This window comes from Candidatus Methanoperedens sp. (assembly GCA_027460525.1).
Lineage (GTDB): Archaea > Halobacteriota > Methanosarcinia > Methanosarcinales > Methanoperedenaceae > Methanoperedens.
Genome location: JAPZAS010000034.1, coordinates 16,976 through 29,882, shown reverse-complemented (window position 1 = coordinate 29,882; position 12,907 = coordinate 16,976). Strand labels below are relative to the sequence as shown.

Sequence of the window (12,907 nt, the reverse complement as noted above, 5' to 3'; positions counted from 1 at the left end):
CACTATATTCAATCCTCTTTAATGCACAAGAAAATATGCTTGTGAAATGCGTAGGTGGTATTGTTGTACGAAGGATTTCCAAACAAGCATTAAATGTAGGTTCACAATTTTTAACTATACATTGTTTTAATTTACATTTTATAAACCAAAAACCGCTTAAAAAGGTATTTTCTATTTTACACTTATCGTAAACTATAAATGTACTTTACATGCGTTGTAAAGGTGAGAGTTTACATGCGAGGATATCGAACAAAATGAGTAATCATGCAGGAGATTGTGGGGCGAAACCGCTCCACCCTCTGTTTAAAAGTCTCGTGAAATTATGAGCAAACCTGAGGGCATCAAGTGTTCAAAATAATCATACTTTTGATTTTAATATCAGGAATTTTTCTGGTTAATCCTGTAATGGCAGATCAGGATATGACCTCTCACCTGATATGCCCCTGTGAATGCGCCATGGTTATTTCAACATGCGGTTGCTCCACAGCAATACAGGTTAAAAAAGAGATACTCCAGATGAAGGAAGCTGGTTTTTCAGAAAATCAGATGTTTTCAGCGCTTCAAACAGAATACGGAATGGAGATTCTGGCACATCCTGAGAAAGTCCATTCAATACCACTGTGGGTAGCAGGTGTACCACTAGCCCTTATATTTGTGTTTCTTGGATTCATTCTAATCAAAAAACCGAATCCGGATATTATACCTGTTTCTAATAAGAAGTACGAAAAACGGTTTGAAGAGGAATATCGGAAATTTGTCTCCGAGATAGAGGAAATGTGAAAATTGCTCTAAAGGAATCAATTCCGGTATTCATAATACTATTTTATTTCATAAGTACTGTCTCAGCTCAAACTAGTGAGACCATTCCAGGTGGAAAAAATAGTACTGAAAATATTACATCAAACATCCAGGAAAACATAATCAGAATCGTGGGAAATAATTCGATTAATGGACGTAATCTGAGCAATCAGAACTACAGTATACAGGTAGTCCTTGACCATATTTTCATTTCAAAGAAAAACAATTCTCTCGAAATTTCCGAAATTGTTGTGTTCAGGAATGAAGGCCCTGAGATTTACTACAGCAAGGATAACCATACTTTCTTTGCAATATCAACGCCTTCAGATGTGAAAAATCTGAAGACCCTGGCAATGGAGTGCTGCCTTGTGCAGGACGATGGGGTGGTGTATATGGATCCGATGCAGCCCATAAAGCATGGAGATAATTTTGAGATGCAGGTATCATATACACTTCTTCCCAAAGGTTCAGAGTACGTATATAATAAAAGTGCCATGTACAATACCACTTCTCTTTTGATATTCATTGATAAGAAAAGTGGAGTGGGTTTTGATGGCTTGTATGAGACTTTAAAGCTTAACGGAAATGAATATAATGTTATTTCTTTTAAGGATCTTAACGCCGGAGAAATAATCAGCATTCCAATTAAATTGGCGCAAGAGCAGGACTATCTTTATGCAGGGATTGGTCTGCTCTCCTTATTTTCAATGGGTATGGTTTATCGTTTTAAGGAAAAAATCTTCAGAAAGCGAGGAAAAGAGTACACATTGGAGGAACTTGAACTTGAGAAAAGAAGGATTTTCCATGCGATTCACGGATTTGAAAAACATGCAGGGGCTGAAAAATCCGAGGAGTACGTGAGACTAATGGAGGAATATAAACAGAAAGCAATTCAGATTTTTATTAAAATAGATAAAATAAACAATAAAGGTCAACCTGAATTATTAAAAAGAATGGATGAAACGCAAACAAAAGTTAACTAAGACTAATTAGAAGGATTTGGAATGTCAATATCAAAAAAACATAAAGATAAAGGAAAAATATTGAAAGAAAAACAAACGAAAAAACTGCCTTTTATGAGCATTTTGTTCGTGGTTATCGTTATTGCCATTTTCGGCGCTGCTTTATATTTAATTATGAGCACAACAGCGTCTTTGGAACCTGCGGACAAAGACGCTATTAAGATGACCATCACCATGGCAGGCTTTGAGCCCAATGTAATCAGGGCAAAAGTAGGGCAGACTGTGAAAATAAACTTGATAAATCCAGATAACTCAATGCATACAGACGGCGGCGGCATTCACAACTTCATGCTTAAAGCAGCGAACGTGAATATCACCGTGCAGCCTGAAAGCCAGAAAGTATTTACCTTTATCCCCACACAGCCAGGACAATATGACTGGTACTGCGACTCATGCTGCGGGGGTAAGGAGAATCCAAGCATGCATGGAACACTTATAGTGGCTTGAAGGAAATGAAATGGCAATCGACCCGCAGACGTTAACTCTTCCCATTGTAATGGTTGCAGGCTTAATTGACGGATTTAATCCATGTGCGTTTGCTGTGCTATTGTTGTTCATAACCTTTACTATGGGCATGCTCCAGATGAATGCAGACTACAGGTTTGGGCTGATGAAGGTTGGCTCGATATACATTAGCGGAATATTCGTAACCTACGTGTTGATTGGGGTGGGTATCCTCAGTTCCATATCGTTCTTTTCCATGACGCATACAGTGGGCAAGGCTGCCGCTCTTATTTCCATGCTGCTCGGTGTAGTTGTTATGAAGGATTACTTCATACCTGGCGGTTTTGGGCTTGTAATACCCAGAAGCATGCATACATCTATTAACAGTTGGATAAAAAAAACCACAGCACCTGGTGTCTTTGGTGCGGGCGTCCTTGTCGGGCTGTGCACTGTTCCATGCAGCGGAGGCATATATCTTGCTGTCCTTGGACTTTTATCACTGCAATCCACACTTGACCAGGGAGTGTTGTACCTGTTGCTCTACATCCTGATGCTCATAGTACCGCTTGCGGCCGTATTGCTCGCATCCTCAAACAGGATTGTAATTGACAAAATTATGGCGTGGCAGTCCGGAAACAAAACAAAGGTGCGACTGTTAATGGGCTCGTTCATGGTGGCCATGGGCTTCGTGATACTGTTGATGATATAATGAGAAGGATGGATATAAGGTCAAAATTAATTCTTGGTGCAGTTGCCATTCCGGCGGTCTTAATAATCGCTTACATCCTGTCCAGTGGCTCGCCTATATTAAGCAAAGCAAGTGGTGAAAAACAGGCAAACTGGGATACAAATAAACCGGCGAAACTTGAGCTTCCGGAATTCGTCCATAAGACCGGGCGTGTAGCAGAAGCCTACATCTTTGCAGTGCAGAATCAGGACAAGCTCATGTACCTTGCCTGCTACTGCGGCTGCGCCGGTATGCAGCACTCTGACAAACTCCTTTCGCATAAGAGCCTGAAGGAGTGTTACATCAAGCCGAACGGAGAATATGAGCCGCATGCATCTGAGTGCAAGCTGTGCAATGACATAACACTTGAAGCAAGGGACATGTTGATGAAAGGATATTCACTGAAAGAAGTAAGAAAAATCATCGATAATGAGTATTCAGGCAGAGGCGTAGGAACAAATACGTCGCTGCCGCCGTAGGAAATTACTTATCGAAATCTTTAATATCCTTTACGTGTATTGTAAACTCATGGTTAAGATAGATCAGATAAATATTTCAAACGGTGGTCTCACCAAATTCTTCAGTCCTATCGAGGCTTCAATACTGAAGACCTTATGGAAGGGGGGTGAAATGACTACATCACAGCTGACAGGAAAGACAAAGATTCCATTGACAAGCGTAGCTGGCACTCTTGATCGGCTTGTTAAAGCAGGATATACAGCAAGGCGCACGGAAAACATAAACGGCAGGGTGAAATATGTGTATGCGCCGGTTTTTTCCGAGGAAGAAGTTGCAACTGAAATCACCACTAAAATCCTGGACAGCCTTGTGGATGCTTTTGGACCTCTTGCGCGTGAGAATTTCTCAAAGTACAGTGGTAGGAAATGAATATATTTGGTGAAATAAACTGCTTCGGCACGTGCTTGAAGTTATCCTATTTTGCTCCTTTTGTAGCGCTATTCGTAGTTATTTCAATAGCCTTAGTAGCAGCTAGCGTAATGCTCAAAAGACCGAAGCAAAGGCTTGTTACATTTGTTTCTGCACAGGTTGCTATTCTTCTGGGCATATTTGCGACGTTTTACCTTATGAACTGCAGCTATATGCTAACATTTTATCTCTACCTTGCTTATGTGATAATTTCCACAGTGCTGATATTCGGGGTTGTCCGATATTATGACCGTATAATGATTAAGCGCCTTGATGCTAAGCCTGCAAGCGATATAATAAACTGGCCTCAGGAATTTGTGGACAGCCTCGCGTTAGCGAAGCTTTATTATTTCGATTCGGCAGTGCCAAGAGCTTTTGCTGCTGGCAAGTCTATATTTGTATCAATAGGGCTTCTTGAGATATTGAATGACGATGAGTTGAAGGCGGTATTAGCGCACGAGGCATGGCATATCCGCAATAATTCAAGGACGCCGTTTCTAAAGCAGCTTGCTCTGATGACCTTTTCATCTCATTCTGAATCTGAGCTTGAATATATGGCAGATTGTTTTGCTGCAGAAATAGCAGGCAGTGAAGCGCTTTTTTCGGCGCGCAACAAGTTAGATAAAGTATTTACTTAAAGAAAAACAGTGACGAAAACATGTGTTAAAGTAAGTACTGCTGATTTATTACTCGAAATGCTCAGCACTCATCCCAACATGCTGAAGGGCATTCATCGGCTATCCTCGTTTAAAGGGCTATCAGCGTATTAATTTTTACGGTTATTTGTACTCTAAATTTTAAAGTTTTATCCATTTTTTACTTATTTTTATAAAGCGAAAACTGCTTAAAACAAAAAGCTCCAATTACAAGCATTCAAGCGCTGAGGAGCGAAAAAAATACGCTGCTCACACCATAGATTACTTTACATTTACCGTAAAATACATATATCGATACATACATAAAGAAAATCAAAGCAAAAGGAGAAGTGAACATGCAAATAGACCCTATCTGTGGAATGCAAGTGGATGAAAATACAGCACAATATAAGACAGAGTATAAAGGAAAGACCTATTATTTCTGTGCGCCTGGATGTAAGAAAGCGTTTGAGTCAGAGCCAGAGAAATATCTTAAAAGTGGACCCGTAGGTATGGGTGAGAAGAAGCCCTGGTGGAAGTTCTGGTAGGTTGTTTTCGCAAAATACAAATCATACTTTTCTGAAACACGAGATAAAATCATAAACAGTGGAGGTATATGAATGGGAGAAGAATCAAAGACCCCGTATTTAAATACGGGGAATAACAAGAGCAAGCATACATTACTGATGATACTCGGCTGCCTGGTGCCGCTTGTAATCCTCGGGATTCTGTGGCTTGCAGGAGTCTCGCAGAACATAATTTTTTTCGGGATACTGTTGCTCTGCCCGGTAATGCATCTTGTGATGATGAAAAATATGAACCACGGGAATATTGAAAGTAAGATAAATAATAACGAAAAAAAAGAGGAATTTACATGAGAATAACAGGTATTACAATAGCACTTTTGATCTTGATTGCAATTGCAGTTAGCGGGTGTTTATCAAACAGCGAGGCACCTGTTGATCTATCTGCACCGAGAGAGAATTCAGATGCAGGAGTACAAATTACTGTTACTTATCTTCCGGATATTACCGATGCCACCGCGTTTGACATTAAAGTGACTGCCCATAAGGACTATGACGATGATTTTAAGAACAACTCTTATCTGCGGGATTCCAGTGGCAAAACATATCAACCTCTATCTTATGAGGGTGAAGGCGGGCATCATGCAAGCGGAACACTGCGATTTCCAAAGATCGAAAGCAAGAGTTTTGAACTTGTGATCAAGGACGTTGCAGGGGTAAATGAGAGAATCTTTAAGTGGTAAGAATATGTCAGAAGCCTGGGGTATCAAAAGCCTTTTAAAAAATCCCATTATTTTCGGAGCAGGCATCGGGATACTTGTAATACTCTTCAATATCTCGATCGCTTCCATAGGAGAAGGCTCGCTTCATAAAGGATTTCAGGTATTTCTTACCAACGGGATATTCGTTTACCTCATTCCCTTGGCAGTAGGCGTTCAGATGGGGCTTTTCAAATATCACAGGAACATCACAGCCGAGAAAAAATTATGCGGCTCGGAGAAAGTCGGCGTAGCGGGCTCAGCAACTTCGTCGCTAACGATGGTAGCATGCTGCCTTCACCATGTGAGCGATTTCTTACCTTCAGTAGGTTTTATTCTCGCAACATCGTCGTTCCTTATTCAGTATAAAGATGCCATAATAATCATCGGGCTCCTTGCCAACATAGCTGGAAGCTCCTACATTGCAAGAGCAATTTTAAAAGATAAATCGATTATTGCTGATGCAAAAAAATCTATGGTCTAACGGCATGATATGAAAAAAATTTACATTATAATAGTTATGGCTGCTGGCTGGCAGTATCCTTTCTATACATATCAGATTCCAGAAAAAGCATCTTCACAGAGAGACTGGGCGACATGACGTTGACAAGATACGAGACTGGAGAGGCTGCTGCGCAGCAGATATCGAACATGTACGGGCTGAAGGAAATACCACTGGCGAAAGCTTACTCCGCAGTGTACAGGAGTAGTAATGGCACCATGCGTATCTGGGTCGCCGAAGCTCCAGACCATAATACTGCAAACGATGCCTTCAATGCCATGAACTCCATGCTTGGAGGTTCAACAGGACATGAAGGGCATGAATACTCGGGCGACGTGGGACAGACAGATTCGCATAAAGGGCACGGCAATGCTGGCATGATGAATGGAACCATACCCGTGAAAGTGGACATTATTGAGTTTGTGAAGCCAGATGTTTATATGATGAAAGCGAACAATGCAATCAATTACTATTATTTTAAAATGGATTACAGGTTGGGGAGAGTTTACTGGATAATTTTTGATTCTCCGGATACAGGTTATCAATTGTCGATTGTGAAGCAGGCTGTAATGAATATATAGGGGGAGCTATGAGGAAAAATAAATCAGAAATATACCTTGCAATATTCATAGTCGCTGTAATAGCAGCAACGGCGTTTCTATATCTCCAGACACAGGAAAAAAATAGCTCTGGCATCTTTCCTGAAAAACTTGGTGATATGAACCTCACCCTCTATATGGAGGGAGATGCAGCCATAGGGGAAGTCAAAAACCTGCATGGTGGAGCTGTGGTACCGGAGAATGCATACATAGCAAATTACAGGAGCACAACAGGTAATAAAGCTAAATTCTGGGTATCGGAGTCTAAAAGTAGCGAAGAAGCAACATCGCTTCTTGCGGCTATGAACAGCAGGGTGGGAAAAACAGGAATGTTCAGCGAGTCCACATCTCTGGACATAGAAGGTATTACGGTTTATTTTGTGAACGGGCTAAATCCAGAATTAGGTCTGTACCATTACTTCTATGCCAAGGATAAAAGGGTATTCTGGATACAGATCGATAACCCGGATGAAGCTTACAGGAAGAGCTTCGTGAGTGAAGCCATAAAAAGGATTTAGGTGGTTTGTGATGAAAAAGTTTTTCGGCAACCTTATTGCGCTTGGATTTATAGCGCTCATGATTTTAGTTCTCATCTCAGGTCTTTCAGTGCTCCTCGGTTACGAAAAACCTGAAAATATCGAAGGCGGAGGACACCATGACCTGACAGGATATGCGTATGGCAAATGGGCAGCAACACTTCTTAGCATCGGGATTTTTTCTGTTTTCGTGCTCAGCTTCCTTACCCCACTGAAGAAGCAGAACTGGCGGACCCTGGGGATATACGAGGCGTTCATAATAGCGCTGTTCTCGGAGATGTATGGCTTCCCGCTTACGATATATGTTCTCTCTTCGCTTTTCGGACTGACATTGTCTTTTGGACATGCTGAAGGGCATCTGCTGGGAGTGCTCCTTTCAAAAGCAGGTGTAATGAGCATGGAAACTGCATGGGCACTGGTGATGGTGGCAAGCAGCGCCATCATATTCCTTGGTCTATTCCTGATGTCAAAGGGCTGGAGCATGATACATGCTTCTCATGGAGAACTTGTGACCGATGGCATCTACAGGTATGTCAGGCATCCACAGTATCTGGGTCTTATTGTAATAACCGTCGGACTGCTCGTCCAGTGGCCCACCGTAATCACGCTTGCCATGTGGCCTGTTCTTGTTTTAATGTATTACAGGCTTGCGAAAAAAGAAGAAAAAGAAGCTGGTGAGGCTTTTGGCGAGAGATATGAAGAGTATAAACTAAATACGCCGATGTTTTTGCCATCTATAAGAAGAAATTTGCCATCTCAGGCCGTATCATGACTGCAATACTCTGGACCTCACTCATACTTCTGGGAGTATCATCAATCCTCCCAAAAGCCTATAATTCAAGGTTCATTTTTGGAGGGCTTGGCTGGGTATTCCTTTCCATATACTGGTTTTTGCAGCCGGGAACTTATATTGATATTCAGGATTATGTTAATGCCTTTCTGGTAGTCGCCGCAGGAGGAGTATCCCTTTTCATAGCATATATTATGTTCCGGGCAAGGGATACGAAAGAAAGCGATTACGATGTATTTATTTCATTATCAAGGGCCGCATCCGTAGGTGGTTTCCTGTATTTCTTGTTTGCAGAAATAGGCTTCTTAAATACAAAGATAATTTCAACGGTCACTGACCAGGCAATCTGGGTCACCGGAAAATTTGGTGTTTCCGTTGTGCAGGTAGCATGGAACAAGCTTGCGGTCAACGGGATGGTTGTTGAAATAATACTTGCCTGCACAGCTATCGAAAGCATTGCCCTATTTTCAGGTATAATCTCCTCTGCTACAGGTGCGCCTGCTGCACGGAAACTCAGGGCGTTTATGATATCAGTGCCCGTAATCTATATCCTCAATCTGCAAAGATTGGCTTTCACCGCTTCTGCTTATGGATTTAGCTGGTTTGGGACACCGGATGAGAGTTTCCATATTTCGGAGCATATTATTACCAAGGCAGGCTCTCTGCTGGCGCTCTTTCTTATTTCATATATGGTTCTTAAAACCCTTCCTGAGGTCTCGGATATGATCGATGGTACGGTGAAGATGATGAGAATAGAATTCCACAGGTTAACGGTGAGATGACTGTGAAAATAAAAGTGAATTATGATTTTACCCAGCAAGAACTGGTTGGCGAAACGGATGTTTTTGAAATTGCAGAAGGAGCTAAACTTGGAGATTTGTTGCGGATAATCGACACCAGGATTATGGAAGCTGGAAAAAATAAGGGTATAGAGACCACTTATAAAACCACGCTGGTAAATGAAGGATTGAATGGATGTGTGGTTTTTATTAATGGTTCTGCGCGGGAAAACATGCTGGAACAATTGCTGCATGACGGTGATAAGATTGAATTCGTCTATGGATTCTGCGGGGGATAATAATGAGCGGATTGATTGATTTCATAAATCAAAATTATATTGAAGGCATCATCAACGATACAAGCTATAATCATTTTGACATGATCACATATGTCATCATTTTATTTGCAGGTATATATGCTGTTCTTAAACTATTGAATAAATTGAAAATCAAGGTTGATGAAGAGTTTGTGATTGCCACGATTCCTTATATTTTCATGGGTTCAGTATTTCGAGTAATTGAGGATGCAAATCTACTGAATCCTCCTATCAAATATTTTTTTATTACGCCGCTTATTTACTTTGTAATCTTTGCGATATGTTTTGGTATTCTCCTTTTAACCAAATATCTTGAGAAAACCCGGAAAATAAAGAGTTACGCTGGCATGTATGCAACTGCTGGAATAATAATTTCTGTTGCAGGCATTATCGTTCTTGCTCTTTACTCTAAAATCAATCTGAAAATTGATATTTTACTATATAGTCTGATGCCGACAGTGGCATTGACCGAGTCCGTTAAAAGAATATCCCCTGTGATTAAAATGGCATATCTTCGCAGCAGAATCTATTCATTTGCGATATTTTCATTTTTACTCGATTCATTTACAACATATATAGGCGTGGATCTGCTGGGCTATACCAACAAACACCCTTTCAGTTCCTTCCTTCCCTCGATTTTTGGAACAGGAATTATATTGATTCCTTTATCCTTGATTTTAGTCATATTGATAATCCTGTTGCTTGAAAAAGACTCAAAGAAGGATCACATTGAGGATGAGAAATATATGTGGGTGCTGACATTGATTGTTCTTGGTTTCTCTATGGGTGCCAGGAATTTGCTCGGAATGGTACTTGGAGTTTAGTGTTTGTGCATTATCGGCTGCCCGAGTACCCGGAGATTAAACAGGAAAAAGATTAAAACAAATATCAGTACAGGGATATTGCTGTTCTGGACTCAAGGGTTTTCGGTTTACAAAATTAAAGAGCTTTTCTTGCCCTGAATAGGGATAGCGTACCAAAAAGCGTCGTATATCTGGCTGTCTCTTCGACATGGTCAAAACCAGCTTTCTGCATCATCTCCGGCAGCAAACCTCTTATGTTATCTCTTGTTTCTTCAAGATGCCGGAATATCAGGGATATCAAATACGTCAGTGCATTATGAGGTTTTCCAAAGTCAGCGACATGCAATTCTCCCCCGGACCGCAGAACCCGCAATATTTCTTTAAATGTGCGGGCTTTGTTTTCCCGAGTCAGATGATGAAATACCAGGCTTGAAACTACACGGTCAAAAGAGCTGTCAGGATACGGCAATTCAAATGACATCCCGAGGTCAAGTTTAATGTCAAGACCTTCACGAATTATTTTTGTCTTTGCCATCTCGAGGATTTTAGGATCTCCGTCAAGCCCCCTCACTTCAGCTTCGGAATTGACTTTCTTGATGAGAATAGTGAGTGTAGCAGTACCGCAGCCTATGTCAAGGACACGATAAGCTTTTTCTATCTTTGCCTGCACGATAAGGCAACGCTTGAATATGGACTCGCGCATGAACAACTGCATTATCGGATCATACAAAGGTGTTAACCACTCATGGCTGAGCGCCGGGATATATTTATTTAAATTCCTGTCCATACATTAATTCCTTTTTAGATAAATAATGAATGAGCTCCCTTCCCTTTCAAGTTTCTTAATCTCATCACCCGATTTTTTCGTCCATGCATCGATGTTATGAGGCGCCTCAGAATCATCGGTTATCACTTTAAGTATCTCGCCACTTTCCATCTTTTCCATCTGCCATTTTGTCCTGATGAAAGGATAAGGGCATGTCTCCCCTCTTACATCCAGTACAGTATTTTGTATTTTCTCCGCCATCGCTGCACTAGATTGAAGGTGATAATTTTTTATTTGATTTGTGCTTTATAAAATTAAGATATAAATGCATTAAATTTGCTTTTTTGAAAATGTATGCTAATTCCAGTGAATCCTTATATCTTATTATTCTCTCATTAGACCTTGGCGAGCAGTTTAGTGTATTTCTTTTCAAACTCGCCCTGGCACGTACTGCAGCAAAAGAAATAATCTGTGTCTTCAAATTTCTTTCTTACCGCATCTCCTGCCATTTTCTTATTGCAATAAGAACATGTCAGGGTTATGCTGGAAGAGGCGAGCGGGATAGTTGAATCCTTTGTGAATGCGTTTTTTACTGATAATATGCGGATGTTATTCACATCTGTGAGGTTTATCTTCTCCTGTATCGCAAGAATTCGCTGCAAATTCCCTGCTACCCTTGATACTATGGCTGTTTCAGAATCGGAGGTTACATACAGTTCCTTAACTTCTTCAAGCCCCCGGAGCTCTTCAGTTATCCTGCTTATGGCGCCTGGCTTTGCATCTACAAGTAATATGGCTTCGGTTATCCCAAGTTTGCTGTTATCAATGTCTATGGTGAATTTACTGATAATTCCGAGTTCAAGAAGCCTGTCCACACGGCTCTTGACTGTAGGCACACTTGTAAGACAGCGCTTTGCAATCTCCTGGAATGACTCCCTGCTGTTGCTCTGCAGATGGGTCAATATCTTGACATCGAGATTGTCCAGTTCTACCATTATATTACTTTACAGGCAGTGTAAACATAAGTACTTTACGGTTTAAGGTTAATTTCACAAATTCTTAGTGCGTTTGATAAAAGCAATCTCCTCGGTCAGTTTCTCATTTTCCATGCGTAAAATGACCAGAGATGTCAGAAGAAGAATAAATGTAATAACGTTCACAAGGACAGTACCAATCACAGTATCTCCGCTGATCCCTCCTCCCCCGGGTCCTACAACCACAGGATGAACAGTGGCTCTATTCCACAGCCTGATAGAAAGGAAGCTTAAAGGCACACCTATAAAACCGACAATACCAAATACTGCTGAAAGCCTTGCCCGTTTCTCAGGTTCATCTATGGATTTTCTCACCATTAGATAAGATAAATAACTTAAAAAAAGAAAAGTGAGGTATTAAGCCTTACATCCCATGTTACCCAGAACGCGCCCCATGCCGATCTTGCCCAGAGCGAGCCAGTAATCAGGGTAAGGAGTGCAAATATCACTCCAATCTCTGATGCTGAAATTGCTCTAATGTCCCATTTTTGCTGCTTTGTTCGGAGATACAGGATACTAGAAACAAATACAATGGCGAAAGCCAGATATGCTGTGACAGCTATGGGAACATGAAAATAAAATATCTTGAAATTTATGGGATCACCACTAGCATCCATGGGATTGATGGGAATAGGGGCGATGAAGAATATCAGGTATATTGAAACAACCAGCGCTACTACTGTTAGTGAAAAAAGCGTTTTTCTGAACATGTTTAAACGTCTCTGATTTATAGCATAATTAATTTCGTTGCTATATTGGTTTCCATTTACAATAATGAATAAATATTTTAAATTTTTTGTATTTTTTAAGCACAAACCATTTAAGCAGCCTAATATGTGTAGATTTTATAAAGAATAGTTAAGATGATCTTTAATTTAGAGTCTGCAATACAATCTTCTGCCCCTTTAATAACCACACTGATAAGCCTATTTTTTACCATCTCTGT

Annotated in this window: 20 protein-coding genes and 1 pseudogene; 17 read left to right on the top strand and 4 right to left on the bottom strand. The window is 40.7% G+C overall.

Annotation, left to right across the window (positions count from 1 at the left end):
- Positions 1 to 345: 345 nt before the first annotated feature.
- From O8C68_12215 to O8C68_12135, 17 genes are all read left to right on the top strand, one after another.
- Positions 346 to 780 (top strand): cytochrome c-type biogenesis protein CcmH, encoded by a 435-nt coding sequence (locus tag O8C68_12215; GenBank protein MCZ7396555.1) that lies wholly within the window; start codon positions 346 to 348, stop codon positions 778 to 780.
- Positions 777 to 1,781 (top strand): hypothetical protein, encoded by a 1,005-nt coding sequence (locus tag O8C68_12210; protein MCZ7396554.1) that lies wholly within the window; start codon positions 777 to 779, stop codon positions 1,779 to 1,781. The genes O8C68_12215 and O8C68_12210 overlap by 4 nt, the downstream gene beginning before the upstream one ends.
- 21 nt (positions 1,782 to 1,802) lie before the next feature.
- The gene (locus tag O8C68_12205; GenBank protein ID MCZ7396553.1) at positions 1,803 to 2,267 is read left to right on the top strand and encodes a cupredoxin domain-containing protein; all 465 of its coding nucleotides are present in this window, start codon (positions 1,803 to 1,805) and stop codon (positions 2,265 to 2,267) included.
- A gap of 10 nt (positions 2,268 to 2,277) precedes the next feature.
- Positions 2,278 to 2,973 carry a hypothetical protein gene (locus tag O8C68_12200; GenBank protein ID MCZ7396552.1) on the top strand — a complete coding sequence of 232 codons (696 nt, stop codon included), beginning with the start codon at positions 2,278 to 2,280 and terminating at the stop codon, positions 2,971 to 2,973.
- The gene (locus O8C68_12195) at positions 2,973 to 3,470 is read left to right on the top strand and encodes a PCYCGC motif-containing lipoprotein (GenBank protein ID MCZ7396551.1); all 498 of its coding nucleotides are present in this window, start codon (positions 2,973 to 2,975) and stop codon (positions 3,468 to 3,470) included. The genes O8C68_12200 and O8C68_12195 overlap by 1 nt, the downstream gene beginning before the upstream one ends.
- 49 nt (positions 3,471 to 3,519) lie before the next feature.
- Entirely contained in the window at positions 3,520 to 3,879 is a 360-nt protein-coding gene (locus tag O8C68_12190) for a BlaI/MecI/CopY family transcriptional regulator (protein ID MCZ7396550.1), read from the top strand.
- Positions 3,876 to 4,556, top strand: a complete 681-nt coding sequence (locus O8C68_12185; protein MCZ7396549.1) for a M48 family metalloprotease — start codon at positions 3,876 to 3,878, stop codon at positions 4,554 to 4,556. Before O8C68_12190 ends, O8C68_12185 begins: the two co-directional genes overlap by 4 nt.
- A gap of 353 nt (positions 4,557 to 4,909) precedes the next feature.
- A complete protein-coding gene (locus tag O8C68_12180) occupies positions 4,910 to 5,101 on the top strand; it encodes a YHS domain-containing protein (protein ID MCZ7396548.1) in 192 nt (63 codons plus the stop codon).
- A 72-nt stretch (positions 5,102 to 5,173) separates the two neighbouring features.
- A complete protein-coding gene (locus O8C68_12175) occupies positions 5,174 to 5,431 on the top strand; it encodes a DUF2933 domain-containing protein (protein ID MCZ7396547.1) in 258 nt (85 codons plus the stop codon).
- The gene (locus O8C68_12170) at positions 5,428 to 5,820 is read left to right on the top strand and encodes a hypothetical protein (GenBank protein ID MCZ7396546.1); all 393 of its coding nucleotides are present in this window, start codon (positions 5,428 to 5,430) and stop codon (positions 5,818 to 5,820) included. Before O8C68_12175 ends, O8C68_12170 begins: the two co-directional genes overlap by 4 nt.
- Before the next feature lie 4 nt (positions 5,821 to 5,824).
- Positions 5,825 to 6,319: a hypothetical protein gene (locus O8C68_12165; protein MCZ7396545.1), complete on the top strand. Its 495-nt coding sequence runs from the start codon at positions 5,825 to 5,827 to the stop codon at positions 6,317 to 6,319.
- 113 nt (positions 6,320 to 6,432) lie between these two features.
- Entirely contained in the window at positions 6,433 to 6,918 is a 486-nt protein-coding gene (locus tag O8C68_12160) for a hypothetical protein (GenBank protein MCZ7396544.1), read from the top strand.
- A gap of 8 nt (positions 6,919 to 6,926) precedes the next feature.
- Positions 6,927 to 7,454: a hypothetical protein gene (locus O8C68_12155; GenBank protein MCZ7396543.1), complete on the top strand. Its 528-nt coding sequence runs from the start codon at positions 6,927 to 6,929 to the stop codon at positions 7,452 to 7,454.
- Positions 7,455 to 7,464: 10 nt separating this feature from the next.
- The gene (locus O8C68_12150; GenBank protein ID MCZ7396542.1) at positions 7,465 to 8,244 is read left to right on the top strand and encodes an isoprenylcysteine carboxylmethyltransferase family protein; all 780 of its coding nucleotides are present in this window, start codon (positions 7,465 to 7,467) and stop codon (positions 8,242 to 8,244) included.
- On the top strand, positions 8,241 to 9,044 hold the full coding sequence (gene artA, locus O8C68_12145; GenBank protein ID MCZ7396541.1) for an archaeosortase A: 804 nt from the start codon (positions 8,241 to 8,243) through the stop codon (positions 9,042 to 9,044). The genes O8C68_12150 and artA overlap by 4 nt, the downstream gene beginning before the upstream one ends.
- Positions 9,045 to 9,046: 2 nt before the next feature.
- Entirely contained in the window at positions 9,047 to 9,340 is a 294-nt protein-coding gene (locus O8C68_12140) for a MoaD/ThiS family protein (GenBank protein ID MCZ7396540.1), read from the top strand.
- Positions 9,341 to 9,342: 2 nt separating this feature from the next.
- Positions 9,343 to 10,182: a DUF63 family protein gene (locus tag O8C68_12135; protein ID MCZ7396539.1), complete on the top strand. Its 840-nt coding sequence runs from the start codon at positions 9,343 to 9,345 to the stop codon at positions 10,180 to 10,182.
- A gap of 115 nt (positions 10,183 to 10,297) precedes the next feature.
- Here the strand turns inward: O8C68_12135 and O8C68_12130 are convergent, their stop codons facing one another.
- The 4 genes and pseudogenes from O8C68_12130 to O8C68_12115 form a co-directional block, all read right to left on the bottom strand.
- Positions 10,298 to 10,948, bottom strand: a complete 651-nt coding sequence (locus O8C68_12130; GenBank protein MCZ7396538.1) for a methyltransferase domain-containing protein — start codon at positions 10,946 to 10,948, stop codon at positions 10,298 to 10,300.
- Between the two features lie 3 nt (positions 10,949 to 10,951).
- Positions 10,952 to 11,188, bottom strand: a complete 237-nt coding sequence (locus O8C68_12125; protein MCZ7396537.1) for a sulfurtransferase TusA family protein — start codon at positions 11,186 to 11,188, stop codon at positions 10,952 to 10,954.
- A gap of 134 nt (positions 11,189 to 11,322) precedes the next feature.
- Positions 11,323 to 11,922, bottom strand: a complete 600-nt coding sequence (locus tag O8C68_12120; protein ID MCZ7396536.1) for an AsnC family transcriptional regulator — start codon at positions 11,920 to 11,922, stop codon at positions 11,323 to 11,325.
- 54 nt (positions 11,923 to 11,976) lie between these two features.
- Positions 11,977 to 12,671: pseudogene (locus O8C68_12115) on the bottom strand (cytochrome c biogenesis protein).
- Positions 12,672 to 12,907 lie beyond the last annotated feature (236 nt).